Genomic DNA, 25,002 nt, shown 5'->3' on the forward strand with positions numbered 1-25,002 from the left:
GGTTGCGAGGACTGCGTCCTCGTTCGCAGCTTCGCTGGCGCTCAGCAGCGGCTACAAAACGATACAAACGGCACAAACGATACAAACGCACTAGCGGTTACAAAGCGCCTCAGGCACTGGCGCGGGAGACGCGCGGCAGGACCACGGTGAAGGTGGTGCCATCGCTGGCGTTGGAGCTGACTTCGATGCTGCCCTGGTGGGCAACCACCACTTCCTTGACGATGAACAGCCCCAGGCCAAGGCTGGTGCTGGGGTTGCCCAGTTCTTCGTCGACGCTGCGCACCAACGGGTCGAACAGGGTGCCCAGGGCCTCCGGGGGGATCGGCGTGCCGTAGTTGTGCACGGTCAACAGCACCTGTTCCGCGCCACCGGTGATGGTCACGGTCACGGTGCGGCGGTTGTTGCCGTGCTGCAGGGCGTTGCCGATCAGGTTCTGCAGCATCTGCTCGATGCGCCCGCGGTCCCAGATGCCATGGCTGTCGCCCTCGAAGCTCATCAGCGGGGTGCAATCGGGCTGCCCGGCGCAGGCTTCGTCCATGGCCGCCTTGGCCGCGCTGGCCAGGTCCATGGGCGCAGGTTCGATGGGCAGGCTGCTGCCCAGGCGGCTGCGCACGAACTCCAGCAGGTCGCTGACCATGGCGCCCATGTGCCGGGTGCCGCTCTTGATACGTGAAACGAAGGCCTGGGCGTCGCCGTCCAGGGCGACTTTGCGTGCCAGCATTTCAGTGGACATGCTCACTGCCTGCAACGGCGCCCGCAGGTCGTGGCCAAGAATTGCCAGGAAGATATCCCGCGAGCGGCTGACCTGTTCGGCATAGGCCGCGGTGGACTCGGCCAGGGCTTCATCAATGGCTTCGTTGAAACGGATCATGTCCTGCAGGTAGGCCAGGTCCGGTGTCTGCAGGCTGGCCACCCACAGGCGGATCACGCAGGCTCGCAGGTGGCGGAATTCCGAGGTCATCTGCACCAGGTCGAACCCCACGTGATGGCGCAGCTCGCCATGGCTGGCGGCCGCGGCATCCAGGCTGGGGGTTTTTTCCGGGCCTTCGCCCTTGGCCTTGGCCCGTTGTTCCCCGGGGCTCTGGGCGGTGCACATATCCCGGGCGGCGGCCAGCAGGATGGAGCGCGCGTGGTCACGCAGGTCCGTGCGGGTCAGGGAGTCCTGGGCGAGGCTCCTGGCAAATTGTTCCCATTCATCAACGATTCGATCAACGTGCTGCACGATAAAATCGGACAGGCGCATAGCCGGGCACCTTAGTGGGCAGTGAGTGGAAAACCGAGACGCATCTTAGCGCCTAATCGAACATTTCAGCAGCCACTCTGCCCAGTGGTGGGCCGGCCCTAGAACAGGAAGTAGCGCTGGGCCATGGGCAGCACGTCCGCCGGTTCGCACCACAGCAGGACGCCATCAGCCTTGACCTGATAGGTCTGCGGGTCGACTTCGATATCCGGCAGGTAGTCGTTGTGGATCAGGTCGGTTTTCTGCACGTTGCGACAGCCCTTGACCACGGCGATGCGCTTTTTCAGCCCCAACTGCTCCGGCACCCCGGCCTCCAGTGCCGCCTGGCTGATGAAGGTCAGGCTGGTGGCGTGACGGCTGCCGCCGAAGCTGGCGAACATCGGCCGGTAGTGCACCGGCTGCGGGGTCGGGATCGAGGCGTTGGCGTCGCCCATCAGGCTGGCGGCAATGGCCCCGCCCTTGAGGATCAGGGTCGGCTTGACCCCGAAGAACGCCGGGCGCCAGAGCACCAGGTCGGCCCACTTGCCCACTTCGACGGAGCCCACCTCATGGCTGATGCCGTGGGTGATCGCCGGGTTGATGGTGTACTTGGCAATGTAGCGCTTGACCCGGAAGTTGCTGTTGCCCGGGCCATCCCCCGGCAGCGGGCCGCGCTGCTTGTGCATCTTGTCGGCGGTCTGCCAGGTGCGGGTCACCACTTCGCCGACCCGGCCCATGGCCTGGCTGTCGGAGCTGATCATGGAGAAGGCCCCGAGGTCGTGGAGGATGTCCTCGGCGGCAATGGTCTCCCGGCGGATGCGGCTTTCGGCGAAGGCCACGTCCTCGGCGATGCTCGGGTCCAGGTGATGGCAGACCATCAGCATGTCCAGGTGTTCGTCGATGGTGTTGCGGGTGAAGGGTCGGGTCGGGTTGGTGGAGCTGGGCAGCACGTTGGCCAGGCCGCAGGCCTTGATGATGTCCGGGGCATGGCCGCCGCCGGCGCCTTCGGTGTGGTAGGTATGGATGGTGCGGCCCTTGAAGGCGCCCAGGGTGGTTTCGACGAAGCCCGATTCATTGAGGGTGTCGGTGTGGATCGCCACCTGCACGTCGTACTCATCGGCCACGCTCAGGCAGTTGTCGATGCTGGCCGGGGTGCTGCCCCAGTCCTCGTGCAGCTTGAGGCCGATGGCCCCGGCCTTGACCTGTTCGATCAAGGGCTCCGGCAGGCTGGCGTTGCCCTTGCCGGTAAAGCCGATGTTCATGGCGAAGGCGTCCGCCGCCTGGAGCATGCGCGCCATGTGCCAGGGCCCGGAGGTGCAGGTGGTGGCGTTGGTCCCGGTGGCAGGTCCCGTGCCGCCACCGATCATGGTGGTGACGCCGCTCATCATCGCCTCTTCGATCTGCTGCGGGCAGATGAAGTGGATATGGGTGTCGATGCCGCCGGCGGTGAGGATCATGCCCTCACCGGCGATGACCTCGGTGCTGGCGCCGATGGCGATGTTCACGTCGGGCTGGATGTCCGGATTGCCGGCCTTGCCGATGGCGGCGATGCGCCCGTCCTTGAGGCCGACGTCGGCCTTGACGATGCCCCAGTGGTCGATGATCAGGGCGTTGGTGATCAGGGTGTCCACCACCTCGGCGGCCAGCAACTGGCTCTGGCCCATACCGTCACGGATCACCTTGCCGCCGCCGAACTTCACTTCTTCACCGTAGGTGGTGAAATCCTTCTCCACTTCGATCCACAGCTCGGTGTCGGCCAGCCGCACCTTGTCGCCTACGGTGGGGCCGAACATGTCGGCGTAGGCTTCACGGGAAATCTTCATCGCAGCTCCTTACAAAAACAGGTCTTGCAGGAGCCGGCTTGCCGGCGAAGGGGCCCGAAAGACCGCATTCGCCGGCAAGCTGGCTCCTACGTGCGTAGGGTCGAGGGATCAGAGGTCGCCCATGATCCGCCCGGCGAAGCCGAATACCCGGCGCTTGCCGGCCAGTTCCACCAGTTCCACTTCCCGGGTCTGGCCCGGTTCGAAGCGCACCGCGGTGCCGGCGGCGATGTTCAGGCGCATGCCGCGGCTGGCGGCTCGGTCGAAGGTCAAGGCGTCGTTGGTTTCGAAGAAGTGGTAGTGGGAGCCGACCTGGATTGGCCGGTCGCCGCTGTTGGATACGTTCAGGCGCAGGGTGCGGCGCCCGGCGTTGAGTTCGATCTCGCCGGGCTGGATCTGGTATTGGCCAGGAATCATAGGGGTTGTCCCAGGGTCTTGAAGTAGATGGCGGTGGCGGTATAGGTGCCGTCCGGGCTCTGGCAGTAGTTGGGCAGTTCGCCGACCCGGGTATAACCCAGGGCGCGGTAGAACTCTTCCGCCGCGGAGCCGGCCTCGGTGTCCAGGTACAGCAGCCCGCGCTTGTGCTGGCAGGCGGCCTGTTCCAGGGCATTCATCAACTGCTGGCCCAGGCCGCGGCGGCGGGCGCTGTGCAGGACCTGGAGCTTCTGCACCTCGGCGCGGTTGCGCCCGTTGGCCTTCATGCACAGGGCCAGTTGCACGCTGGCCAGGACTTTCTCGTCGCGTACCACCACCCACAACAGCAGGCTGCCGTCCTCGACCCCGGCCTGCACGCTGCTGAGGTAGCTGCGGGCCTGGCTGTCGTCGAGATCGGCCATGAAGCCGATGGACGCACCGTGCTGCACCGAGTCCAGCAGCAACTCGATCAGTCCCTGACGGTAATGGGCAAAGCTTTCTCCATGGACAAGGCGCAGTTGGGCGGCGTTCATCGAGATTTCACTCCTTGTGCGGGGCGGGCGGTTGCGCCCCGGGGTTGAGAATCAGCTGCATGAAGGTCAGGTCCAGCCAGCGCCCGAACTTGGTGCCCACCTGAGGCATCTGCCCGGTGCTGATGAACCCCAGGCGCTCATGCAGACGGACCGAGGCGCTGTTGCCGCTCTCGATGGCGGCCACCATCACGTGCTTGCCACAGCCCCGGGCGCGCTCCAGCAGCACCGCCATCAACTGCGGGCCCAGGCCGTTGCCGCGCTGGTCGCTGCGCACATAGACCGAATGTTCCACGGTGTGACGGAAGCCGTCGAAAGGCCGCCAGTCGCCGAAGGAAGCGTAGCCGAGCACCTGCTCCTCGGCGTTGATGATCACCAGGATCGGATAGCCCTGGGCCTGGCGTGCGCTGAACCAGGCCTGGCGGTTGCCCAGGTCTACCGGTTGCTCGTTCCAGATCGCCGTGGTGTTGAGCACGGCGTCGTTGTAGATGTCGCGGATCGCCGGCAGGTCGGCATGCAGGGCATCGCGGATGCGATAGGTCATGGCACGGCCTCAAGCGATGGGTTGGTGAACGGTGACCAGCTTGGTGCCGTCGGGAAAGGTGGCTTCCACCTGGATGTCCGGGATCATCTCCGGGATGCCTTCCATCACCTGCTCGCGGCTGAGCAGGGTGGTGCCGTAGTGCATCAGTTCGGCCACGGTCTGCCCGTCCCGGGCGCCTTCGAGCAGCGCCGCGGAGATATAGGCCATGGTTTCCGGGTAGTTGAGCTTGAGGCCGCGGGCCAGTCGCCGCTCGGCCACCAGGCCGGCGGTGAAGATCAGCAGCTTGTCTTTTTCGCGTGGGGTCAGATCCATCGTGGTCAATCCGTTGTCAGGCAGTAGAAAAAGGTGCAGTGGAAAAGGGCATGCGGGTCAGGTGTTCCAGATTCTGGGTGGCCTGGCTTCGCGGCCCAGCAGCGCCGGGCGCAGCAGGCGCCACAGCTCGATCAGCCAGGCCCGGGCCTGCAGAGCTTCGCTGGCCAGGCAGCGGGCCACCAGCAGGCCCGGCAGTTGGCTCAGGTCGCCGCGTACCGGGTGTGCCAGGGCGCGACAGCGTTCCAGCAGTTCGCTGTCGATTTCACCGGTCACCAGCAAGGTGGCGAACACCGGCTGGCCATCCAGGCCGATGGGGGAATCCAGCAGGCCGTCGCCACCGCCGATGCGCTGGCGTTCATGCCACAGCGGCCGGCCGTCGCGGTACAGGTCCAGGTGGGCCTGGAAATGGCCCTGCTCGAACCGCTCGCCACTGGCCGGGCGCCCCAGGGCAATGATGTCCCAGTAGAACAGCCGGGCATCGCCCTGCAATTCGATGCGGGTCGTGAGCTCGGCCTGGGCAGCGCTGAAGACGATGGTTTCCTGGGGCAGCCACTCCAGGGTCGCGCCCGGCGCTACCTGCAGGTTCAGGGCCTGGCTGGCCGGGCCGGTGGCGCGATACCACTTGGCCGCCCCGGGGCTGGTCAACTGGGCCCAGGCACCGCTGTCGACCCGGGCGCTGATGGCCAGCCGATCACCGCCGGCAATGCCGCCGGGCGGGTGGACGATGATGTGCTGGCAAACCTCGGGGCCTTCGGCATACAGGTGCTTCTGCACCCGCAGCGGGCCCAGGTGGCGGCGCAGCACCGGGCGCGTGGTGGCGCCGCAACGGGCATAGGCCAGCTCCAGTTCGGCGTGCCAGCTGGGAGTGAACAGGGCGGTGGCGGCAGGTAGGTTCATGCTGGGTCGTTATCGTTAGGAGGCTACAGATTAGATCGTAACCAGGCCGCGTACACCCTCGGCCTGCATATTTTCGCCGCGGCCCTGCTGGATGATTTCCCCCCGGGACATCACCAGGTACTGGTCGGCCAGTTCGGCGGCAAAGTCGTAGAACTGCTCCACCAGCAGGATCGCCATGTCGCCCCGGGCCGCGAGCTTGCTGATCACCGCGCCGATCTCCTTGATCACCGAGGGCTGGATGCCTTCGGTGGGCTCATCGAGGATCAGCAGGCGCGGGCGGCTGGCCAGGGCCCGGCCGATGGCCAGTTGTTGCTGCTGGCCGCCGGAGAGATCGCCGCCACGGCGCTGCTTCATCTGCAACAGCACCGGGAACAGTTCGTAGATGAAGGCCGGCACTTCCTTGGCCTGGGAGCCGGGGAAGCGGGACAGGCCCATCAGCAGGTTTTCCTCCACGGTCAGGCGGCCGAAGATTTCCCGGCCCTGGGGCACGTAGGCGATCCCGGCGTGGACGCGCTGATGGGGCTTGTAGCCGGTGATGCCCCGGCCCTCCCAGTTGACCGCGCCCTCCTTGGCCGGCAGCAGGCCCATCAGGCATTTGAGCAGGGTGGTCTTGCCCACGCCGTTGCGCCCCAGCAGGCAGGTGACTTCGCCAATCCGGGCTTCGAAGCTCAGGCCGCGCAGGATGTGGCTACCGCCGTAGTATTGGTGCAGCTTGTCGACTTGGAGCATGGTCGGGTACTCGAGTTTTGTGGGGATTGCGGGGCGGTCTTCGCTGGCCAGCCGGCTCCTGCGGGAGGGGTAGGAGCCGGCTTGCCGGCGAACGGCGGTTGCGCTAACGGCCGAGGTAAACCTCGATCACCCGTTCGTTTTCCTGCACCTGTTCCAGGGAGCCTTCGGCCAGCACGCTGCCTTGGTGCAGCACGGTGACGTGGTCGGCAATCGAGCCGACAAAGCCCATGTCGTGTTCCACCACCATCAGCGAGTGCTTGCCCGCCAGGGTCTTGAACAGCTCGGCGGTAAATTCGGTCTCGGCGTCGGTCATGCCCGCCACCGGTTCGTCCAGCAACAGCAGTTGCGGGTCCTGCATCAGCAGCATGCCGATCTCCAGAAACTGCTTCTGGCCGTGGGACAGCAGGCCCGCCTGGCGTTGAGCCGAAGGGCTCAGGCGAATGGTCTCCAGCACCTGGGCGATGCGGTCCTGCTGTTCTGTGCTCAAGCGGGCCCCGAGGCTGGCCCACACCGACTTGTCGGTCTTCTGCGCCAGCTCCAGGTTCTCGAACACGCTCAGGGCCTCGAACACCGTGGGTTTCTGGAACTTGCGGCCGATCCCGGCCTGGGCGATCTGCACTTCGCTCATCTGGGTCAGGTCCAGGGTTTCGCCGAACCAGGCCTTGCCCCGGGAGGGGCGGGTCTTGCCGGTGATCACGTCCATCAGGGTGGTCTTGCCGGCGCCATTGGGGCCGATGATGCAGCGCAACTCGCCGACACCGATGTACAGGTTGAGGTCGTTGAGGGCCTTGAAACCATCGAAGCTGACGCTGATGTCCTCCAGGGTCAGGATGGTGCCGTGGCGGGTGTTGAGGCCCTTGCCGGCGGCGTGGCCAAGGCCGATGGCGTCGCGGCTGGTGCCGGCGTCCTTGTTGGTGTCGAGAATGGGTTCGAGCATGAAGTCCGCCGTTGCTGTGACTCTCATTGTTCACCTCGTTTGTTCAGCAGGCCGATCACGCCCTTGGGCAGGTACAGGGTCACGACGATGAACAGCGCACCGAGGAAGAACAGCCAGTATTCGGGAAAGGCCACGGTGAACCAGCTCTTCATGCCGTTGACCACACCGGCCCCCAGCAGCGGGCCGATCAGCGTGCCGCGCCCGCCCAGGGCGACCCACACGGCGGCCTCGATGGAGTTGGTGGGGGACATTTCGCTGGGGTTGATGATGCCCACCTGGGGCACGTACAGGGCCCCGGCCAGGCCGCACAGCACGGCGCTCAGGACCCAGACGAAAAGCTTGAAGCCGCGCGGGTCGTAGCCGCAGAACATCAGGCGGTTCTCGGCGTCGCGCAGGGCCGTCAGCACCCGGCCGAACTTGCTTCGGGCCAGGCGCCAGCCCAGGTACAGGCTGCCCACCAGCAGCGCCACCGTGGCCAGGAACAGCACCGCCCGGGTGCCCGGTTCGGTGATGCCGAAGCCCAGGATGCTGCGGAAGTTGGTAAAGCCGTTGTTGCCGCCAAAGCCGGTCTCGTTGCGAAAGAACAGCAGCATCCCGGCGAAGGTCAGGGCCTGGGTCATGATCGAGAAGTACACGCCCTTGATCCGCGAGCGGAAGGCGAAGAAGCCGAACACCAGGGCCAGCAGACCCGGGGCCAGCACCACCAGGCACAGGGCCCAGAGGAAATGCTCGGTGCCGGCCCAGTACCAGGGCAGTTCGCTCCAGGAAAGGAAGGTCATGAAGGCCGGCAGGCCATCCCCGGCGGCCTGGCGCATCAGGTACATGCCCATGGCGTAGCCGCCCAGGGCGAAGAACAGGCCGTGGCCCAGGGACAGCAGCCCGGCGTAGCCCCAGACCAGGTCCAGGGCCAGGGCGACGATGGCGTAGCAGAGGATCTTGCCCACCAGGGTCAGGGTGTAGGCCGAGACCTGCAGCGGGTTGTCCGCCGGTAGCAGCGACAGCAGCGGCAGGGCCAGCAGCACCAGGAGCAGCAACGCCCCGACGGTGATCGTGACCCTGGGCCCGGCTTTCTGGGTGGCGGTAATGAGCAGTGGTTGATTCATCAGTCGATCACCCGTCCTTTCAGTGCGAAGAGTCCCTGCGGGCGTTTCTGGATAAACAGAATGATCAGCGCAAGGATCAGGATCTTGCCGAGCACGGCGCCGATCTGCGGTTCGAGGATCTTGTTCGCCACCCCCAGGCCGAAGGCCGCCAGCACGCTGCCGGCCAGTTGCCCGACCCCGCCGAGTACCACCACCAGGAACGAGTCGATGATGTAGCTCTGGCCCAGGTCCGGGCCGACGTTGCCGATCTGGCTCAGGGCCACGCCGCCCAGGCCCGCAATGCCCGAGCCGAGGCCGAAGGCGAGCATGTCCACGCGCCCGGTGGGCACGCCGCAGCAGGCGGCCATGTTGCGGTTCTGGGTCACCGCGCGCACGTTCAGGCCCAGGCGGGTCTTGTTCAGCAGCAGCCAGGTGAGCACCACGACAAACAGCGCGAAGGCGATGATCACGATGCGGTTGTAGGGCAGTACCAGGTTGGGCAGCACCTGGATGCCGCCGGAGAGCCAGGCCGGGTTCGCCACCTCGACGTTCTGCGCGCCGAACAGCAGGCGCACCAGCTGGATCAGCATCAGGCTGATGCCCCAGGTGGCCAGCAGGGTTTCCAGGGGCCGGCCGTAGAGGTGGCGGATCACCGTGCGCTCCAGGGCCATGCCGATCCCGGCGGTGACGAAAAACGCCACCGGCAGCGCCAGCAGTGGGTAGTACTCGATGGCTTGCGGGGCGTAGCGCTGGAACAGCAACTGCACCACATAGGTGGCGTAGGCGCCGAGCATCAGCATCTCGCCGTGGGCCATGTTGATCACCCCCAGCAGGCCGAAGGTGATGGCCAGCCCCAGGGCCGCCAGCAGCAGGATCGAGCCCAGGGACAGGCCGCTGAAGGCCTGGCCCAGCACTTCGCCCACCAGCAGCTTGCGCTTGACCTGGGCCAGGCTGGTTTCGGCCGCGGTGCGTACCGCGGCATCGGCTTCGACCCCGGGTTCGAGCAGGCCTTCGAGGCGGGTGCGGGCCAGCGGGTCGCCGGTTTCCCCCAGCAGGCGCACGGCGGCCAGGCGCACCGCCGGGTCGCTGTCCACCAGTTGCAGGTTGGCCAGGGCCAGGCTCAGGGCATCGTGCACGTCGGGGGCTTGCTCGGCGGCCAGTCGGGCATCGAGGAATTTCAGTTGCGCCGGCTTGGCGCTTTTCTGCAGTTGGCGGGCGGCGGCCAGACGGCTGTTGGCGTCGCTGGCGAGCAACTGGTGGCTGGCCAGGGCGCTGTCGATCAGGCCCCGCAGGCGGTTGTTCAGGCGCAGGGTTCTGCTTTCGCCGGCGATGTTCAACTGGCCCTGCTGCAGGGCGTTGAGCAGTTCCAGGCGCGCCGGGTCGGGCTGCGCGGCCCAGGTTTCCAGGAGCCGGGCCTGCTCGCCGGAGTTGCCGGCGACGAAGTCTTCGGCATCCCCGGCCTGGGCCGTCCATGGCAGTAACAGCAGGCCGGCGAGGATCAAACGGTAGAGGGCAGTGGGCATATCGGTGTCCTTGAAAGCGCCCGGATAACCTGTAGGAGCGAGCTTGCTCGCGATCCGCGCAGCGGCCAGCCGGGCGGTTTTCGTTGGAGGTCCTGCGGACCTCGTCGCGAGCAAGCTCGCTCCTACGGGGAAGGCGTCAGGTTCGGATCAGTTGCTCTTGACCGCGTAGTCCGGCTTCTTGTCGTTGCCCGGGATGAACGGGCTCCAGGGCTGGGCGCGGATCGGGCCGTCGGTCTGCCAGACCACGTTGAACTGACCGTCGGGCTGGATCTCGCCGATCATCACCGGCTTGTGCAGATGGTGATTGGTCTTGTCCATGGTCAGGGTGTAGCCCGAAGGGGCGGCGAAGGTCTGCCCGGCCAGGGCCTCGCGAACCTTGTCGACATCGGTGGACTTGGCTTTCTCCACCGCCTGGGCCCACATGTGGATGCCGACGTAGGTGGCTTCCATCGGGTCGTTGGTCACCGCCTTGTCCGCGCCCGGCAGGTTCTTGGCCTTGGCGTAGGCCTTCCAGGCGGCGACGAACTTCTGGTTCACCGGGTTATCCACCGACTCGAAGTAGTTCCAGGCCGCGAGGTTGCCCACCAGGGGCTTGGTGTCGATGCCGCGCAGTTCTTCCTCGCCCACCGAGAAGGCCACCACCGGCACGTCGGTGGCTTTCAGGCCCTGGTTGGCCAGTTCCTTGTAGAAGGGCACGTTGGAGTCACCGTTGACCGTGGAGATCACCGCAGTCTTGCCACCGGCGGAGAACTTCTTGATGTTGGCGACGATGGTTTGATAGTCGCTGTGGCCGAACGGGGTGTAGACCTCTTCGATGTCCTTGTCGGCCACGCCCTTGGAGTGCAGGAACGAACGCAGGATCTTGTTGGTGGTGCGCGGGTAGACGTAGTCGGTGCCCAGGAGGAAGAAGCGCTTGGCGCTGCCGCCGTCCTCGCTCATCAGGTATTCCACCGCCGGGATCGCCTGCTGGTTCGGCGCGGCGCCGGTGTAGAAGACGTTGGGCGACATCTCTTCGCCTTCGTACTGCACCGGGTAGAACAGCAGGCCGTTGAGCTCCTCGAACACCGGCAGCACCGACTTGCGCGACACCGAGGTCCAGCAGCCGAATACCACCGCCACCTTGTCCTGGGTCAGCAACTGGCGGCCCTTCTCGGCGAACAGCGGCCAGTTCGAGGCCGGGTCCACCACCACCGGCTCCAGCAGCTTGCCGTTGACCCCGCCCTTGGCGTTGATTTCGTCGATGGTCATCAGCGCCATGTCCTTGAGGGACGTTTCGGAGATCGCCATGGTGCCCGACAGCGAGTGCAGGATCCCCACCTTGATGGTTTCGGCGGCCTGGACGGTCCAGGTCATGCCCATCGCGGCAATGCTTGCCGTGAGAGTGAAAGCCTTGAGCAAACTACGACGCTTCATTGTGCGATCTCCATGAACTCTTGATTTTTCAGGTGGTAGATGCGGACTGCTGAAGGGCTGTTTTGCAAGGGGTGTGCCGAGTCGGCGCAAGGCATGAAAACGTCGCTTTAACGGCGCGGGTGGGGGAGGTGATGCCCCAAGACGAGGCTTGGGCAAGGGGCTGGTGCGTCGGGGTGCGTCATTGTGGTGCTGCCGCTTGGCGGCAGCCGTGGCCTGGGGGTGGCTTCAGTTCACGCCCGGGAAGGAATCGACATATTTGATGGTGAAGTCGGGAAAGGAGTCGACGATCTGGATCTTGTAGTCGGGAAAACTGTTGACGATTTTCCACTTGCCCGGCGCGTCGGCAAAGGAGTTGACCTGCTTCACCTTCAGGTCGGGGAAGGAGTTCACCACCTTGACCTTGTAGTCGGGGAAGCTGTTGACGATCTGGATGTTGCCGTAGATTTTCGAGACGTCGACCGAGGTGTCGGCCACGGCGCCAAGGGAGGTGCCGAGCAGCAAGGCCAGGAGCGCGGTTCTGAACATGAGACTCATCCTGAGAGATCCAAGCGCGCGATCTTAAAGCAAGGGCGACGATTGTAGGAGCTGGCTGGCCAGCGAAGAGGCCCTTGAACCTTGCACAAGGCTCACGGGCGCCTTCGCTGGCCAGCCGGCTCCTACAGAGGCGGGCACAGTCAGCGGCGGCGCATCAGGCCGATGAAAAACCCCCCCGCCGATGGCCGCGGTGGCCACGCCGATGGGCAGGTCCTCGGGGGCGATCAGGGTGCGCGCAGCCACATCCACCCAGACCAGGAACAGGCTACCCAGCAGTACGCACACCGGCAGCAGCCGGCGGTGTTCGGCGCCCACCAGGCGCCGGGCAATGTGCGGCACCATCAGCCCGACAAAACCGATGGAGCCGCTGATGGACACCAGCACTCCGGTCATCAGCGAGGCAATCAGGAACACCTTCAGGCGCACATTGCGCGCGTTCAGGCCCAGGGTCACGGCGGTCTGCTCGCCGGCCATCAGGGCGTTCAGCGGGCGCGCCATGCCCAGCAGCAACACCAGCCCCAGCAGCACGCTGGCGGCGGGGATCGCCAGCAGTTCCCAGCGCGCCAGGCCCAGGCCGCCGAGCATCCAGAACATCACTGCGGAGCTGGCGCGGTGGTCGCCCATGAACAGCAGCAGGTTGGCCGCGGCCATCATCACGAACGACACCGCCACCCCGCACAGCAACAGCCGGTCGCTGTCGAGGCGGCCGTTGCGGGCGGCGATCCCCAGCACCAGCGCCATGCTCAGCAGGGCGCCGACAAAGGCCGCCAGGGGCAGGGTCAAAAGCCCGATGACCTGGCCCAGGTGCAGCACCACGATCACCGCGCCGAGGGTGGCGCCGGAGGTCACCCCCAGCAGGTGCGGGTCGGCCAGCGGGTTGCGGGTCACCGCCTGCAGCACCGCGCCGATCAGTGCCAGCCCGGCACCCACCAGGGCCCCCAGGAGCATGCGCGGCACGCGGATCAGCCAGACGATGTGCTCCTGGCCCGGGCTCCAGTCCACAACGCCCAGGCCCAGGGCCTTGTGCAACAGAATGCGCCCCACCACCTCCACCGGCACCCGCGCCGGGCCAAAGCCCAGGGACACCACGCAGGACGCCAGCAGCAGGGCGCCCAGGGCCATCAACAGTGCGGCATAGCGGGGACTGGTCATTCGCCGTGGAAACCCTTGGCCAGGGTTTCCACCGCCAGCACGTTGTCGATGCCCGGCGTGGCCTGCACATAGGGGATGACGATGAAGCGCTGGTTCTTGATCGCATCGACTCCTTGCAGGGCCTTGTTGTTCAGCAGGAACTGCTGCTTCTGCTCGGCGCTGACTTCGCTGTAGTCGACGATCACGATCACCTGCGGGTTGCGCTCGACCACGGTTTCCCAGTTGACCCGGGTCCAGCTGGCGTCGACGTCATCGAGGATATTGCGCCCGCCGGCCGCGTCGATCAGGGCCTGGGGCATGCCCAGGCGGCCCGAGGTCATGGCCCGGTCTTCGCCGCTGTCATAGAGGAATACCCGCGGCTTGTCCCTGGGCAGGTCCTTCTGTACCTGGGCCACCTGCTCCTGCATCCGGGCGATCAGGGCGTTGGCGCGATCCTGCACGTCGAAGATCCGCCCGAGGTTACGCAGGTCGGTGTAGGTGTCCTCGAGGCTGGCGGCCGGGCGCTTCATCACGAAGGCGCAGGACTCGGTCAGCTCGTAGACGTTGATCCCCAGCGGCGCCAGGGTCTGGGGCGTGAGGTCGCCGCCCACGCGCATGCCGTAGTCCCAGCCGGCGAAAAAGAAGTCGACGTTGGCATTGAGCAGGGTTTCCACCGACGGGTACTTGGCCGCCAGTTCCGGCAGGCCGTCGAGCAGGGCGCTCATCTGCGGGGTCACGGCCTTCCAGCCGCTGATCCCGCTGTAGCCCACCATGCGTGGCTTGAGCCCCAGGGCGAGCATCATCTGGGTCATGTTGATGTCATGGCTGAGGGCGTGTTTCGGCGCTTGCTTGAAGGTCACTTCGCGGTTGCAGCTGGTGATGGTCAGCGGGTAATGGGTGGCCTCGGCGAAGGCCTGGGCGGCCCCCAGAGACAGGGCCAGGAGCAGGCTGGAGCGAAGCAGGGAGCGCAAGGTCATGGTTGGGTGATCCAGGTGATTCGTGGGTAGCCGGACAGGGGATGGGCGTCGATCAGCGCCTCGACGCCGAAGACGTTGCGCAGCAACTCGACGGTGAGCACCTCGCCGGGCGTGCCGCTGGCGACGATGCGCCCATGGTCGAGGACATACAGGCGGTCGCAGAAGGCTGCGGCCAGGTTCAGGTCGTGGATGCTCGCCAGGGTACCGATGCCCAGGCGCTTGACCCGCTGCAGCAACTCCAGCTGGTAGCGCGGGTCGAGGTGGTTGGTGGGCTCGTCGAGGATCAGCAACTGGGGTTGCTGGGCCAGGGCGCGGGCCAGGATCACCCGCTGTTTCTCACCGCCGGACAGGGTGGCGAAGGCGTGGTCCTCGAAGCCCAGCAGGCCCACCGATTCCAGGGCCTCGCGGGCGATGCGCCGGTCGTCCTGGGTGTCGCCGTCGAACAGGCCCTTGTGCGGGGTGCGGCCCATGGCGACCACCTCCTGCACGGTCAGGCCGAAGGCGTCGGGAAACTCCTGGAGGACCACGGCGATGCGTTGCGCGCACCAGCGCGGCGACTGCTTCCACACATTCTGATGCTCAAGCTGCACCTCGCCCTGCTGCGGCTTGCTGAAGCGATAGGCGCAGCGCAACAGGCTGGTCTTGCCGCTGCCGTTGGGCCCGATCAGGCCGACGAACTCGCCGGCCGCCACCTGCAGGCTGGCCTCACGCAGTTGGAACTGGTGGTGGCAGTGGCCCTGGCCCAAGGGTGTCCAGGCCAGGTTGGTGAGGTTCAGCGAGGTCATGCCGTATCCGTGTGGTCCCCGCGCGGTGGCCGCAGGTGAGGTTAAAAGGTGTAGTCAGCGGTGACGAAGAACGAGCGCGGCTCGCCGAGTATCCATTGCTGGCCGTCATTGTATTGGCTTTGCGCGTACTGGCGGTCAAACAGGTTGTTCAATTGCAGGCCCAGGGTGGTGCTGGGCAAGGCTTTCCATGACAGCGCGGCATCCACCACGGTGTAGCTGGGCAACTGATTCCGGTTGGCCATGTCGGCGTAGCGTGCGTCTACGTAGCGTACTCCGGCGCCGGCCCGCAGGTCATCGTCGAGGGCCTTGCTCAGCCACAGGTTGGCGGTGCGCCGGGGCACGTCCACCGGGCGCTTGCCGTCGCGGGAGACCTGCACGCCGTCGACGTCCTGCTGGAAGTCGTCGTACCGGGCGCGAACGATGGCGGCGTTGGCCTGCAGTTGCCAGGCGCGGGGCAGTTGCAGGTCCAGGCTGGCTTCCAGGCCGTTGGAGGATTGCTGGCCCACCTGCTGTTTCAGGTCTGGGTCGCCCGGGACATCGGTCAGCAGCTTCTTCTTGACGATGTGGTAGGCCGCCAGGGTCCATTCGCCGCGCTGGTCCCAGAACATCTGCTTGAGGCCGATCTCGGTCTGCCTGGCGCTGGAGAGGTCGAATTGCTGCTGGCTCTTGCTCAGGGAAATCAGCCCGCCGACACCGTCGGTGCTGGTGGAGTACTGGCCATAGAGGGAGGTGTCCGGGGTCACCGCAAACACCAGCCCGGCCTTCCAGTTGTTACCGGTCAGGGTCTTGTCGCTTCGGCTGTCGTCCTTCAAGTCATCGCGATCAATATGCACGTAGTCGCGGCGCACACCGCTCACCAGGGACCAGCGCTCGCTGAGCTGCAGGCGGTTTTCGGCGAACACCGACATCTGCCTGGTGGTGGTCTTGAACTGGTCGCGGTAGGGGCTGTCGCTGGCGAAGTCGCCCGGGGCCGGGTGGTACAGGTCCACCGGCTGACCGTTGCTGAAGCTGTCGATGAAGGGCGAGTTGCTCTTCATGTGGAAGCGGATGCGGTTGTAGTCGACCCCGGTCAGGGTCTGGCTGTCGAGGCCCAGCAGCGAGTGCTTGAAGGTGAAGGTCTGGCGGTCGCCGACCTGTTCCTGCTGGTGACCGATGCCGAAGTTGCCGCTGCGGGTCAGTTGCCGGCCCAGGCTGTTGAAGTTGTAGCTCTCGGCGTTCTGCCAGCGGCGCTGGGCCTTGAGGTAGTACAGCTCGTTGCTAGCGCTGAGGTTGTCGGAAATCTGCCATTGGCTGGTCAGGCGGGTCCACTGGTCGTTGTAGTGCTGCTTGTCGTTGCCGACGTTGTAGTTCTTGTCCCGCAGGCTCTTGTGCAAACGCCCGTCGATCAGCGGCGTGCCGAAGTAGTTCATCGGGTTCTGGTCGCCGTAGTCGTGGGCCAGGGTGAAGGCCAGGTCGTCACGGGCCTGCCAGCGCAGGGCAGCGCTGACGAAGTCGCCGGAGGAATCGCCCCGGTCGAACCAGCCGTTGCTGCGTTCGCGGTTGAGGTTGAGCCGGTAGCTCAGGGTGTCGCTCAGGGAGCCGCCGCTGTCCAGGGCCTGCTGCTGGCGATCGAAGGAGCCGTAGCCCAGGCGCAGGTGGTTTTCGATTTCGCCGCTGAACGGCTTTTTCGCAACGGTGTTGATCACCGCACCGGTGGCGCCTTCGCCGTACAGCACCGAGGCCGGGCCGCGCAGCACGTCGACCCGCTCCACCGCCCAGGTGTCCACCGGGAAGGTCACGGTGCCCATGCCGGTGTACATGCGGTTGCCGTCATACAGCTGCATCACCGAGCTCTGCCCGGTAAAGCCCCGTGCCGACAGCGAGGTGCCGCCGTCGCCCGGGGTGCCGGTGCGGCTGATGCCGGCGCTGCGCGATACCGCGTCCTGGATGCTCCGATCGCCCCGGGCGCGGATTCGATCGCCGCTCAGGCTGTCGGTGCTGGCCGGGGTTTCCAGGGCGCTCAGGCCCAGGCGCGAACCGGCGCTGGTGGGGGTGGCCAGGCTGATGCTGTCGTCGGCTTCGCTGGCGGCGGCGGAGATGGTGCCGGTGGGCAGGGTCAGGGCGGAGCCGTCGGCCTGGGCCGGGGAAGTCAGGGCCATCAGGCAGAGGCTGGGCAGCAGGTACTTGTTCATCGGGACGGTGAATCACTTCTTCCAGAGGGTTGCCCGCAGCGGATGAGGCTGCGGGCGGGGATCTTACACCAAGCGTTATAAAGTAACATTATAACTGTGCGCGACTGAAGCGCGCGGAGTGTACGGAGCCCTCTGGAATGCGCATCTCGGCTGATTCATGTTGAAGATGAGGCTGATTCAGGATCACGGTTCCAGCGCGATAGCAGCAGGCGGTCCAGCAGCCAGACCACGACCAGCGAAGCCCCCACCAGCGGGAAGGCCAGGGCCAGCAGGCCGATGACCAGCATTGCGGTCTTCCAGCGTGGCAGGTCGTGGCGCAGTGGTGGTACGCCGAGCCGGCCCTGGGGCCGTCGTTGCCACCACATGATGAGACCACTCACGGCGCCGAGCAGGATCATCAGGCACACCACCAGCACCAGGATCTGGTTGAAGCGCCCGAACATCTTGCCTTCGTGCAGCATCACTCCCAGCTCGGTGGCCCGGGCCACGTTGCTGTAGTCCTTCCAGCGCACATCGGCGAGCACCTGGCCGCTGTACTGGTCGACGTGCAGGGTGGCGTCGTGGCGCGGGTCGTCGGCGAATACGGCGATGGTGAATACCCCTGTCGCCGTGCTCGGCAGGGTGATGCTGTAGCCCGCTTCGACCTGGCGCTGACGGGCGATGTCCTGCACCGCCTGCAGGCTGATGGCGGGGACGGCCGGAGCGGTATTGCCGGCGTTGTGGGCCATGTGCTCGGCGTGGTCGCCGGACATCGGCATGGGGGTGTTTTCCAGGGCCCAGGGCACGGTCTGGCGGCTGGCGCTGTTGAGCTCTCCGGCCTGCTGGTCGGAGGTCGGCACGTCGTTCCACATGGCCGCCGGAAAGCGGTTCCACAGGTCGGCGTACTGCTTGCCCCAGAAGCCGGTCCAGGTCATGCCGCTGAGCAGCATCAGCAGCAGGAAGGCCGAGCCCCAGAAACCCAGCACACCGTGCAGGTCACGCCAGAACAGGCGGCCGCGGGCACTCCAGCGTGGCCAGAGTACCCCGGCCGAAGACTTGCCCCGCGGCCACCACAGGTACAGGCCCGAGACCACCAGGACAATGCCCCAGCTCGCGGCCAGTTCCACCAGCCGGTCACCCGGGGTGCCGATCATCAGCTCGCCATGAATGGCCCGGGCCATGGCCTGCAGGTTGCCCTTGGCATCCTGCTCGCCGAGCACGTCGCCGTGGTAGGGGTCGATGAATACATTGAGTTCCTGGCCTTTGTGCTGCACCACGAACTGCGCGCTGCGCTCGGCATCCACTGGGGGCAGGTACTGCTTGATATGGCCCTGGGGGTAGGCGGCCTGAACCCGTTGCAACAGCTCATCGGCGCTGAGGCTGTGGTGGGCGGCAGGCACCTTGAGCAGGCTGGGGTACATCAGCGGGTCCAGCTGCGGTTTGAACAGGTAGACGATGCCGGTCAGGGCCAGCATCACCATGAAGGGGGCGACGAACAGCCCGGCGTAGAAATGCCAGCGCCAGGCCAGGTTGTAGAAAGACACTTTGGGTCGGTTCATCGGGGAAGGCTCCGCAGGGCTGTGGATCTTTTCTTATGGGGGCTGTTCGCCGGCAAGCCGGCTCCTGCGACAAGGAGACGGCGTGCCGGCGAAGGGGCATCAGAAACTCAGGTCAACCTTGGTCCAGAGCGTGCGCCCCGGTTCCTTGATGGCTTGCGGGTCCGTCGCCGGGTAGCCGAAGCCGGCATTGCCCGCCAGGTTCAGGTGCTCGGCGTAGGCCTTGCCGAACAGGTTGTCGACCCCGGTGCTGAGCTTGAGGTTCTTGGTCACCCGGTAGGCGCCGTTGAGGGAGAACACGCCGAAGCCGCCGCTCTTGCCGAAGTCCTTGCCGACCACGTTGCCCTTGTTCAGGTCCACCCGGTTCTGCGCGGCGACCACGCGCCACAAGGCCCCGGCGCTCCAGTCGTCCTCGCTGTAGGTCAGGCCCAGGCGCGCGTCCAGCGGCGGCATCTGTGGCAGGGCCTTGCCGTCGCTGCTGTTCTTGCCCCAGGCGTAGGCCAGGGTCGCGTCGGCTTTCCAGTTGGAGGTCAGCTTGTAGGCCGCGCCCAGTTCGCCGCCCATGATCCGGGCGTCGATGTTCTCGGCCCGAGAGGTGCTCATGCCCATCATTTTCGAGTTGTAGTCGAAGAGGATGTAGTCGCGCACCTGGCCGATGTAGCCCGAGGCCCAGGCTTCCAGGTCTTCACCCTGGTATTGCAGGCCGAAGTCGAGCTGGGTGGTCTTTTCCGGCTTGATCGAATCGAAGGCGTTCACCGAGCCGGCCGGGCCCATTTTCGGCGAGAACAGCTCCCAGTAGTCGGGGAAGCGCTGGGTGTGGCCAAGGCCGACGTAGAGCGTGGTCGGGCTGTCGGCCAGGTCATGCTCGTAGCGCACGAAGCCGCTGGGCAGGGTATCGGCCCGGGTGTCGCCGGCGGTGGGGTTGGAGCGGGTCATCATTCCCGAGCCGATGCTTTGTCGGTAGTCCTTGGCCGAGGCGCGGTCCAGGCGCGCGCCGGTGATCATGCGGTCACGCTCGGCGGCGTACCAGGTCAGCTCGCCGAAGGCCCCGTAGTTGTGGAAGTCGGCGTCCTTGGTGCGAGGCAGCTCCTTGTAGGTGTCGACGCCGCTGCTGGCGCGGTTGCGGTGTTCGTTGGTCTGGGCGTCCAGGCCGCCGATCAACTGCAGGTCGGCCCAGCGCCAGGTGGCCTTGATCCGCGCCCCGAGGGTGCGACGGTCGACGTTGGAGGCCATGGGGCCGGCCATCATTCCGGTGCCGGATGGGGTGCGCAGGCTGTAGTTGTCCATCACGTGGTCGGCGTAGTTGTAGTAGACCTGGGCCTCGACCTTGTCCAGCACCTCGCCAAGGTTGGACTTCTCGAAACGCAGGCCCAGGCTTTCGCGCTTGAATTGCGAGCCGTCCATGCCGCGCCCGGCGTAGCGGGCTTCGCCATCGCCCTTGCCGGCGGTGAGTTCCAGCAGGGTGTCGGCGTCCGGGGTCCAGCCCAGGGCCACGTCACCGTTCCACTTGTCATAGCGCGAGGCCACGGTGTCATTGTTGCCGTCGCGGTAGTCGTCGGCGTGGGCGGTGTTGCCGATCACCCGCACATAACCCAGGGGGCCACCGGCAGCGGCATCCAGGGTCTTGTCGAAGCGCCCGTTGGAGCCGGCCAGCAGGCTGGCATTGACCCGGGTGCCGAGTTCGCCGAAATGTTCCGGTTCGCGCTCGAAAAGCACCGTGCCGGCCGAGGCGCCCGGGCCCCAGAGCACGGTCTGCGGGCCCTTGATCACGGTCAGCCGGTCGTAGGTTTCCGGAGAGATATAAGAGGTCGGCGCGTCCATGCGGCCCGGGCAGGCGCCGAGCATCATGCCGCCGTTGGTGAGGATGTTCAGCCGCGAGCCGAACATGCCCCGCAGCACCGGGTCGCCGTTGGTGCCGCCGTTGCGAACCAGGGCAAAGCCGGGAATGGTCTTGAGGTAGTCGCCGCCGTCACTGGCCGGCACCGGCTGGCGCGGGTCCTTGGGGTTGGTGACCACGGTCAGGGGCGAGCTGGGGGCGATGGCGGTGATCACCGTCGGGCTCAGTTCGGTGCTGTGCCGGGAGTGGTCCGTTGCGGCATCGTCGGCCAGCGCCAGGGGCGTCAGCAGAGCGCCGCAGAGGACCGCGAGGGCGCGGTTGAAGTGCTGGCGCGCAGGGTTCAGGGCGAAGGTCTTGAGTGGCTGGGCAACGCCCAGGCGAGAGTCGGCAGAAAACATAGATGTTCCATCGTTCGGTCTTGAATGACACGGCCGCGAGTACGCGTCTGTCGCGCTGACAGCCGGCCGTGTGAGATGAGCTGAAGACTCAGGCGAGGAACGGTGGGGCGCGGGTCAGGGCGCCGGGGAACACGGTCTGCCGGGCGTGGCCCAGGCGCGTGGCGGGGATCAGGAAATACGGTGTGGGCGGCGTGAACAGAGCGGCGAACGACAGCGCCGAAGGCAGTGCCGGGCAATTGAACAGCAGGCTGCAATAGCCGCATTTTTCCCAGAGCACATGCTCTTCGCCCTGGGATCTGCCCTTCTGTGCGTGGTGCGGGCTTTCACCGTGGCAGCCGGGCGCAGCGTCGCCCATGTCCATGGAAACGGACATGTTCATCGGCATCGCTTGATCCATCGGCATCGACTGGGAAATCAGCGGGCCGATAAAGATCATCAGCATGGCGAACAGGCTGATCCAGCTGCCGCGGCGGACTCCAGACGAGTCGCGGCGCGGCACGGACCGCCTGCGGCCAGGCGCGTGCGGGGCGTTCACGGTGAGGGCCGGTCAGTGCTTACTGGGCGTGCATATGCCCTTGCATGGCGTCCGGCGCCTGCTTCTGCACCGCCACTTCGACCGTGACGTCACCGGCTTTTTCAAAGTGCAGGGTCAGCGGGAAACGCTTGCCGTCGGTGAGCAGGCTGCGGTCCTTGAGCTCCAGCAACATCACGTGGTAGCCCATGGGGGCGAAGGTCGCCTCGCCACCGGCGGGCACCGCCACCTTGGCCACTTGTTGCATCTTCATCATGTCGCCTTGCTTGACGTGCTCGTGCAGCTCGGCCTTGCCGGCGATCGGCGAGTCGACGCTGAGCAGGGTGTCGGCGCTCTTGCCCGGGTTGTGCACCACGAAGTAGGCGGCCACGGTGGGCGCGTTCGGCGGCAGTTCCTGAGACCAGGGATGGGCGATCTGCAGGTCACCGGCCTTGTAGTCGTGGGCGGTGGCGAAACAGGCAGGCAGCAGCAGTGCGGCCAGCAGCAGGGATTGCTTGACCAGGGATGGTTTGAACATGTGAGTTCTCCAGAACGATTCAAAGACGCAGATCACTTGCGAAAGGGAATCATGCCAGAGGCGGGGCACCGGGGTTCAGGCTGGGCCATTGCTGGCGCAGGGTGAGCCGTTCTACCTGCGGTTGCGGTGCGCCCGGCTGGACTGCGAAGCGGGTGAAAGACAGCTGGGGAACGTGCCCGGGCAAGGCCACCAGCGGCGGCGAGCCGGAGCAGCACCAGCAGTGCTGCATGGTGGAATGGTCGTCGTTCTGCGGCGCTTGCTGGTCGAGCTTGCCCAGGGAAATGGCCACCAGCTTGGTGCCGGTGGAGGAGCAGAAGCTGCCCCACAGCAGTTGCTCGTCCAGCCCCGAATCGCTGCGCTGCATGGCCCCGGAAAGCGGCATGGCAAGCATGTTGAACAGCACTGCGAAGCAGGCGATCCAGGCAAATGCGAGCCGTTGTCGGGACATGGGGACGATCCGTCGGTTGAGCGATCAGGCGGGTATTTAGCCTGATCGCTGTGGATAAGTAAAAAAGCAGCGTATGCGGTGTGGTGTCGCAGTGCCAGTTCAGGCCAGGCTGACGTGAAGCTTGAGTCCCAGTGCCTTCATGACCTTGATGATAGTCGCGAACTCGGGATTGCCCTGGCTGCCCAGGGACTTGTACAGGCTTTCGCGGCCCAGGCCGGTGTCACGGGCGACCTGGGTCATGCCGCGGGCGCGGGCGATGTCGTTGAGTGCGGCGCGGATCAGCACGCCGTCGCCGGTGTCTTCCTCGAAGCAGGCGTCGAGGTAGGCCACCATGTCTTCAGGGGTCTTGAGGTACTCCGCCGCGTCGAAGCGGGTCACTGGGGTGCGCATGTTTCAGCCCTCGCTCTTGAGGTCATGGGCCAGTTCCCTGGCGCGTTGGATATCGCGTCTCTGGGTGCTCTTGTCACCGCCGATCAGCAACAGGTAGATCACAGTGTCCCGGCGCGAGAAATACACCCGGTAGCCGGGGCCGCGATGGATGTGCATTTCATAGACACCTTCGCCCACGGGTTCGCAGTCGCCGAAACGGCCCAGTTGCGCCGCCCTGATCCGGGCCAGCACGCGGGTTTTCCCTGGGGATCTTTTAGGCGTAGCAGCCAGTGGGTAAACGCCTGAGTCTGCTCAAAGACGAACATGGCGACTGTATTCCTTGGGATACTGTCTGGCAAGTCATTTGCCAAACTGAAATCGATTGGTGCGACGACCGGCCATTGATGAACCGGTCGCCACTGAATCGTTCCAAGGAGGCTAAAGCACTGTCTTATCGATCGCTGCCAGGGGAATCCCAAGAGTCTGTGGGGCTTGGCGTCTTTGTCTGTCAGGCGTGAGGCAGCTGCCCCAGGGCGCTCAGTACCTCGGCTACGCTGGCAAATTGGCGGTCGACCTCGGGCAGCTCGGGACGCTTGAGCACCAGCACCGGTATGCCCCGCTCGCGGGCCACTTCCAGTTTGGGTTCGGTGGCGCTGCTGCCGCTGTTCTTGCTGATCAGCACGTCGATCTGCCGGCGCACGAACAGCGCCCGTTCGTCCTCGATCAGGAACGGCCCGCGGGCCCCGATCACTTCACAGCGCGGGTTGCCCGGGTAGGCGTCCAGGGCGCGTAGGGTCCAGAACTGGCCGGCCGGAATTTCTTCCAGATGCTGCAAGGGTTCGCGACCCAGAGTGAACAAGGGTCGCTTGAAGGGTTCCAGGGCCTGCACCAAGTGCGGCCAATCCGTGATCTCGCGCCAGTCATCCCCGGGCTGCGGTTGCCACGCCGGACGCCGCAAGGCCCAGCAGGCAATCCCGGTCAGTTGCGCGGCAGCCTGTGCATTGGCGCTGATCTGTGCCGCGTAAGGGTGGGTGGCATCCAGCAGCAGGCCGATGCGCTCTTCGCGGATAAAGCGTGCCAGCCCCTCGGCACCTCCATAGCCGCCGACTCGTACCTGGCAGTTCAGGTCGGTGGGCACCCGGCCTACTCCGGCCAGGCTGTAGATATGTGTTGGGCCCAGGGTGCGGGCAATGGCCAGGGCCTCGGTGACCCCGCCCAGCAGCAGGATACGGCTCATTGGAAACCTCCGGCGTGGCCGACGATGCCGCCTTGGCGGTCGATGGCAAAGACCTCTACCTGGACCTGGGGCGGCACCACGCTGCGGGCGAAATCCAGGGCGTGCCGGCATACCGCATCGCCCAGCGCGATTCCGGCGGCGCTGGCCATGGCCAGTGCCTGCTGGCTGGTATTGGCTTGGCGGATCGCCTGTTGCAGGGCCGGGTCGGCCCCCGCATCGGCGGCCCATTGCGCCAGTTGCGACAGGTCGATACTGGAGTGGCGGCTGTGCAAGTCCATGTGCCCGGCGGCCAGCTTGCTGATCTTGCCGAAGCCGCCGCACAGGCTGAGTTTATCCACCGGTACTTTGCGCAAGTGCTTGAGCACCGCGCCGACGAAGTCGCCCATTTCGATCAGGGCGATTTCCGGCAGCTCGTAGACCCGGCGCATGGTGTCCTCGCTGGCGTTGCCGGTGCAGGCGGCGATGTGCAGGTAGCCATTGGTTTTGGCCACGTCGATGCCTTGATGGATCGAAGCGATGTAGGCCGCGCAGGAGAAGGGCCGGACGATGCCGCTGGTGCCCAGGATCGACAGCCCGCCAAGAATCCCCAGGCGCGGGTTCATGGTTTTCAGGGCCAGTTCCGCTCCGCCCTCGACGTTCACCGTGACCTCGAAACCGCCGGGGTAGGCCCGTTCTTCGGCGAGCCGTTGCAGGTGCTCGCCGATCATCCGGCGCGGTACGGGATTGATCGCCGGCTCGCCCACCGCCAGCACCAGGCCGGGGCGGGTCACGGTGCCGACACCCTGGCCGGCGACGAAGCGAATGCCCGGTTCAGGGGTCAGGCGCACCCGGGAGTACAGCAGGGCGCCGTGGGTCACGTCCGGATCGTCGCCGGCGTCCTTGATAGTGCCGGCTTCGGCGCCGTCGGCGGTGTGGCGGCAGAATTCCAGGCGCATCTGCACCTGCTTGCCCTTGGGCAGGATGATCTGCACCGCGTCGGCATTGCTGCCCTCGAGCAGCAGGCGCGCGGCGGCCAGGCTGGTGGCGGTGGCGCAACTGCCGGTGGTCAGGCCGCTGCGCAGGGGCGCGGGCTGTTCCGCTGTTTCTTCACGCATGCCCCAGCCCTCGCAGG

Annotated in this window: 24 protein-coding genes and 2 pseudogenes; all 26 read right to left on the minus strand. The window is 65.9% G+C overall.

Features of this window, described 5'->3' with window-relative positions; genetic code table 11:
• Window positions 1-109: 109 nt before the first annotated feature.
• The 26 genes and pseudogenes from A9971_RS13680 to A9971_RS13805 all read right to left on the minus strand — a co-directional run bounded on the left by A9971_RS13680 (window position 110) and on the right by A9971_RS13805 (window position 24,985).
• Complete coding sequence (locus A9971_RS13680; protein WP_011058998.1) at window positions 110-1,243, minus strand: sensor histidine kinase KdpD; 1,134 nt, start codon at window positions 1,241-1,243, stop codon at window positions 110-112.
• A 98-nt stretch (window positions 1,244-1,341) separates the two neighbouring features.
• Window positions 1,342-3,042 carry an urease subunit alpha gene (gene ureC, locus A9971_RS13685; RefSeq protein WP_183000711.1) on the minus strand — a complete coding sequence of 567 codons (1,701 nt, stop codon included), beginning with the start codon at window positions 3,040-3,042 and terminating at the stop codon, window positions 1,342-1,344.
• Between the two features lie 108 nt (window positions 3,043-3,150).
• Entirely contained in the window at window positions 3,151-3,456 is a 306-nt protein-coding gene (locus A9971_RS13690) for an urease subunit beta (protein WP_011059000.1), read from the minus strand.
• Window positions 3,453-3,986 (minus strand): GNAT family N-acetyltransferase, encoded by a 534-nt coding sequence (locus A9971_RS13695; protein WP_183000712.1) that lies wholly within the window; start codon window positions 3,984-3,986, stop codon window positions 3,453-3,455. The genes A9971_RS13690 and A9971_RS13695 overlap by 4 nt, the downstream gene beginning before the upstream one ends.
• A 7-nt stretch (window positions 3,987-3,993) precedes the next feature.
• Complete coding sequence (locus A9971_RS13700; protein WP_011059002.1) at window positions 3,994-4,527, minus strand: GNAT family N-acetyltransferase; 534 nt, start codon at window positions 4,525-4,527, stop codon at window positions 3,994-3,996.
• A gap of 9 nt (window positions 4,528-4,536) precedes the next feature.
• Complete coding sequence (gene ureA / locus A9971_RS13705) at window positions 4,537-4,839, minus strand: urease subunit gamma (protein ID WP_011059003.1); 303 nt, start codon at window positions 4,837-4,839, stop codon at window positions 4,537-4,539.
• Between the two features lie 57 nt (window positions 4,840-4,896).
• A complete protein-coding gene (locus A9971_RS13710) occupies window positions 4,897-5,736 on the minus strand; it encodes an urease accessory protein UreD (RefSeq protein WP_015633968.1) in 840 nt (279 codons plus the stop codon).
• Between the two features lie 30 nt (window positions 5,737-5,766).
• Window positions 5,767-6,465: an urea ABC transporter ATP-binding subunit UrtE gene (gene urtE / locus A9971_RS13715; RefSeq protein ID WP_019094031.1), complete on the minus strand. Its 699-nt coding sequence runs from the start codon at window positions 6,463-6,465 to the stop codon at window positions 5,767-5,769.
• Between the two features lie 103 nt (window positions 6,466-6,568).
• Window positions 6,569-7,429, minus strand: a complete 861-nt coding sequence (gene urtD / locus A9971_RS13720) for an urea ABC transporter ATP-binding protein UrtD (RefSeq protein ID WP_015633970.1) — start codon at window positions 7,427-7,429, stop codon at window positions 6,569-6,571.
• Window positions 7,426-8,505, minus strand: a complete 1,080-nt coding sequence (gene urtC, locus A9971_RS13725; RefSeq protein ID WP_011059007.1) for an urea ABC transporter permease subunit UrtC — start codon at window positions 8,503-8,505, stop codon at window positions 7,426-7,428. The genes urtD and urtC overlap by 4 nt, the downstream gene beginning before the upstream one ends.
• Entirely contained in the window at window positions 8,505-10,007 is a 1,503-nt protein-coding gene (gene urtB, locus A9971_RS13730) for an urea ABC transporter permease subunit UrtB (protein ID WP_011059008.1), read from the minus strand. The genes urtC and urtB overlap by 1 nt, the downstream gene beginning before the upstream one ends.
• A 147-nt stretch (window positions 10,008-10,154) precedes the next feature.
• Window positions 10,155-11,420 (minus strand): urea ABC transporter substrate-binding protein, encoded by a 1,266-nt coding sequence (gene urtA, locus A9971_RS13735; protein WP_015633973.1) that lies wholly within the window; start codon window positions 11,418-11,420, stop codon window positions 10,155-10,157.
• Window positions 11,421-11,645: 225 nt separating this feature from the next.
• Window positions 11,646-11,945, minus strand: a complete 300-nt coding sequence (locus tag A9971_RS13740) for a hypothetical protein (protein ID WP_015633974.1) — start codon at window positions 11,943-11,945, stop codon at window positions 11,646-11,648.
• Between the two features lie 149 nt (window positions 11,946-12,094).
• Window positions 12,095-13,106 (minus strand): annotated as a pseudogene (locus A9971_RS13745) (FecCD family ABC transporter permease).
• Window positions 13,103-14,062, minus strand: a complete 960-nt coding sequence (locus A9971_RS13750) for an ABC transporter substrate-binding protein (RefSeq protein WP_015633976.1) — start codon at window positions 14,060-14,062, stop codon at window positions 13,103-13,105. The pseudogene A9971_RS13745 and the gene A9971_RS13750 overlap by 4 nt, the downstream one beginning before the upstream one ends.
• On the minus strand, window positions 14,059-14,847 hold the full coding sequence (locus A9971_RS13755; protein WP_011059013.1) for an ABC transporter ATP-binding protein: 789 nt from the start codon (window positions 14,845-14,847) through the stop codon (window positions 14,059-14,061). Before A9971_RS13755 ends, A9971_RS13750 begins: the two co-directional genes overlap by 4 nt.
• A 41-nt stretch (window positions 14,848-14,888) precedes the next feature.
• Complete coding sequence (locus A9971_RS13760) at window positions 14,889-17,018, minus strand: TonB-dependent siderophore receptor (protein ID WP_183000713.1); 2,130 nt, start codon at window positions 17,016-17,018, stop codon at window positions 14,889-14,891.
• 155 nt (window positions 17,019-17,173) lie between these two features.
• Window positions 17,174-18,556, minus strand: coding sequence for a PepSY domain-containing protein (locus A9971_RS13765; RefSeq protein ID WP_053148836.1), 1,383 nt, complete (start codon window positions 18,554-18,556; stop codon window positions 17,174-17,176).
• Window positions 18,557-18,655: 99 nt separating this feature from the next.
• Complete coding sequence (locus A9971_RS13770; RefSeq protein WP_015633979.1) at window positions 18,656-20,788, minus strand: TonB-dependent copper receptor; 2,133 nt, start codon at window positions 20,786-20,788, stop codon at window positions 18,656-18,658.
• A gap of 88 nt (window positions 20,789-20,876) precedes the next feature.
• Complete coding sequence (locus A9971_RS13775; RefSeq protein ID WP_183000714.1) at window positions 20,877-21,287, minus strand: DUF2946 domain-containing protein; 411 nt, start codon at window positions 21,285-21,287, stop codon at window positions 20,877-20,879.
• Window positions 21,288-21,342: 55 nt separating this feature from the next.
• Window positions 21,343-21,837 carry a copper chaperone PCu(A)C gene (locus tag A9971_RS13780; RefSeq protein ID WP_232644061.1) on the minus strand — a complete coding sequence of 165 codons (495 nt, stop codon included), beginning with the start codon at window positions 21,835-21,837 and terminating at the stop codon, window positions 21,343-21,345.
• Window positions 21,838-21,886: 49 nt separating this feature from the next.
• A complete protein-coding gene (locus A9971_RS13785; RefSeq protein ID WP_011059019.1) occupies window positions 21,887-22,285 on the minus strand; it encodes a DUF2946 domain-containing protein in 399 nt (132 codons plus the stop codon).
• Between the two features lie 99 nt (window positions 22,286-22,384).
• Window positions 22,385-22,675, minus strand: a complete 291-nt coding sequence (locus tag A9971_RS13790) for an addiction module antidote protein (RefSeq protein WP_041115682.1) — start codon at window positions 22,673-22,675, stop codon at window positions 22,385-22,387.
• A 3-nt stretch (window positions 22,676-22,678) separates the two neighbouring features.
• Window positions 22,679-22,980 (minus strand): annotated as a pseudogene (locus A9971_RS13795) (type II toxin-antitoxin system RelE/ParE family toxin).
• 182 nt (window positions 22,981-23,162) lie between these two features.
• On the minus strand, window positions 23,163-23,891 hold the full coding sequence (locus tag A9971_RS13800) for a cobalt-precorrin-6A reductase (RefSeq protein ID WP_183000715.1): 729 nt from the start codon (window positions 23,889-23,891) through the stop codon (window positions 23,163-23,165).
• Window positions 23,888-24,985 carry a cobalt-precorrin-5B (C(1))-methyltransferase gene (locus A9971_RS13805; protein WP_015633983.1) on the minus strand — a complete coding sequence of 366 codons (1,098 nt, stop codon included), beginning with the start codon at window positions 24,983-24,985 and terminating at the stop codon, window positions 23,888-23,890. The genes A9971_RS13800 and A9971_RS13805 overlap by 4 nt, the downstream gene beginning before the upstream one ends.
• Between the last annotated feature and the right edge of the window lie 17 nt (window positions 24,986-25,002).

The organism is Pseudomonas sp. UME65 (genome assembly GCF_014170225.1).
GTDB lineage: Bacteria > Pseudomonadota > Gammaproteobacteria > Pseudomonadales > Pseudomonadaceae > Aquipseudomonas > Aquipseudomonas protegens.

Bases quoted from the DNA above. Each gene is read 5' to 3' on its own strand.
- A9971_RS13680 (WP_011058998.1), bottom strand. From the start codon at position 1,243: ATGCGCCTGTCCGATTTTATCGTGCAGCACGTTGATCGAATCGTTGAT.
- ureC (WP_183000711.1), bottom strand. From the start codon at position 3,042: ATGAAGATTTCCCGTGAAGCCTACGCCGACATGTTCGGCCCCACCGTA.
- A9971_RS13690 (WP_011059000.1), bottom strand. From the start codon at position 3,456: ATGATTCCTGGCCAATACCAGATCCAGCCCGGCGAGATCGAACTCAAC.
- A9971_RS13695 (WP_183000712.1), bottom strand. From the start codon at position 3,986: ATGAACGCCGCCCAACTGCGCCTTGTCCATGGAGAAAGCTTTGCCCAT.
- A9971_RS13700 (WP_011059002.1), bottom strand. From the start codon at position 4,527: ATGACCTATCGCATCCGCGATGCCCTGCATGCCGACCTGCCGGCGATC.
- ureA (WP_011059003.1), bottom strand. From the start codon at position 4,839: ATGGATCTGACCCCACGCGAAAAAGACAAGCTGCTGATCTTCACCGCC.
- A9971_RS13710 (WP_015633968.1), bottom strand. From the start codon at position 5,736: ATGAACCTACCTGCCGCCACCGCCCTGTTCACTCCCAGCTGGCACGCC.
- urtE (WP_019094031.1), bottom strand. From the start codon at position 6,465: ATGCTCCAAGTCGACAAGCTGCACCAATACTACGGCGGTAGCCACATC.
- urtD (WP_015633970.1), bottom strand. From the start codon at position 7,429: ATGAGAGTCACAGCAACGGCGGACTTCATGCTCGAACCCATTCTCGAC.
- urtC (WP_011059007.1), bottom strand. From the start codon at position 8,505: ATGAATCAACCACTGCTCATTACCGCCACCCAGAAAGCCGGGCCCAGG.
- urtB (WP_011059008.1), bottom strand. From the start codon at position 10,007: ATGCCCACTGCCCTCTACCGTTTGATCCTCGCCGGCCTGCTGTTACTG.
- urtA (WP_015633973.1), bottom strand. From the start codon at position 11,420: ATGAAGCGTCGTAGTTTGCTCAAGGCTTTCACTCTCACGGCAAGCATT.
- A9971_RS13740 (WP_015633974.1), bottom strand. From the start codon at position 11,945: ATGTTCAGAACCGCGCTCCTGGCCTTGCTGCTCGGCACCTCCCTTGGC.
- A9971_RS13750 (WP_015633976.1), bottom strand. From the start codon at position 14,062: ATGACCTTGCGCTCCCTGCTTCGCTCCAGCCTGCTCCTGGCCCTGTCT.
- A9971_RS13755 (WP_011059013.1), bottom strand. From the start codon at position 14,847: ATGACCTCGCTGAACCTCACCAACCTGGCCTGGACACCCTTGGGCCAG.
- A9971_RS13760 (WP_183000713.1), bottom strand. From the start codon at position 17,018: ATGAACAAGTACCTGCTGCCCAGCCTCTGCCTGATGGCCCTGACTTCC.
- A9971_RS13765 (WP_053148836.1), bottom strand. From the start codon at position 18,556: ATGAACCGACCCAAAGTGTCTTTCTACAACCTGGCCTGGCGCTGGCAT.
- A9971_RS13770 (WP_015633979.1), bottom strand. From the start codon at position 20,788: ATGTTTTCTGCCGACTCTCGCCTGGGCGTTGCCCAGCCACTCAAGACC.
- A9971_RS13780 (WP_232644061.1), bottom strand. From the start codon at position 21,837: ATGTTCAAACCATCCCTGGTCAAGCAATCCCTGCTGCTGGCCGCACTG.
- A9971_RS13785 (WP_011059019.1), bottom strand. From the start codon at position 22,285: ATGTCCCGACAACGGCTCGCATTTGCCTGGATCGCCTGCTTCGCAGTG.
- A9971_RS13790 (WP_041115682.1), bottom strand. From the start codon at position 22,675: ATGCGCACCCCAGTGACCCGCTTCGACGCGGCGGAGTACCTCAAGACC.
- A9971_RS13800 (WP_183000715.1), bottom strand. From the start codon at position 23,891: ATGAGCCGTATCCTGCTGCTGGGCGGGGTCACCGAGGCCCTGGCCATT.
- A9971_RS13805 (WP_015633983.1), bottom strand. From the start codon at position 24,985: ATGCGTGAAGAAACAGCGGAACAGCCCGCGCCCCTGCGCAGCGGCCTG.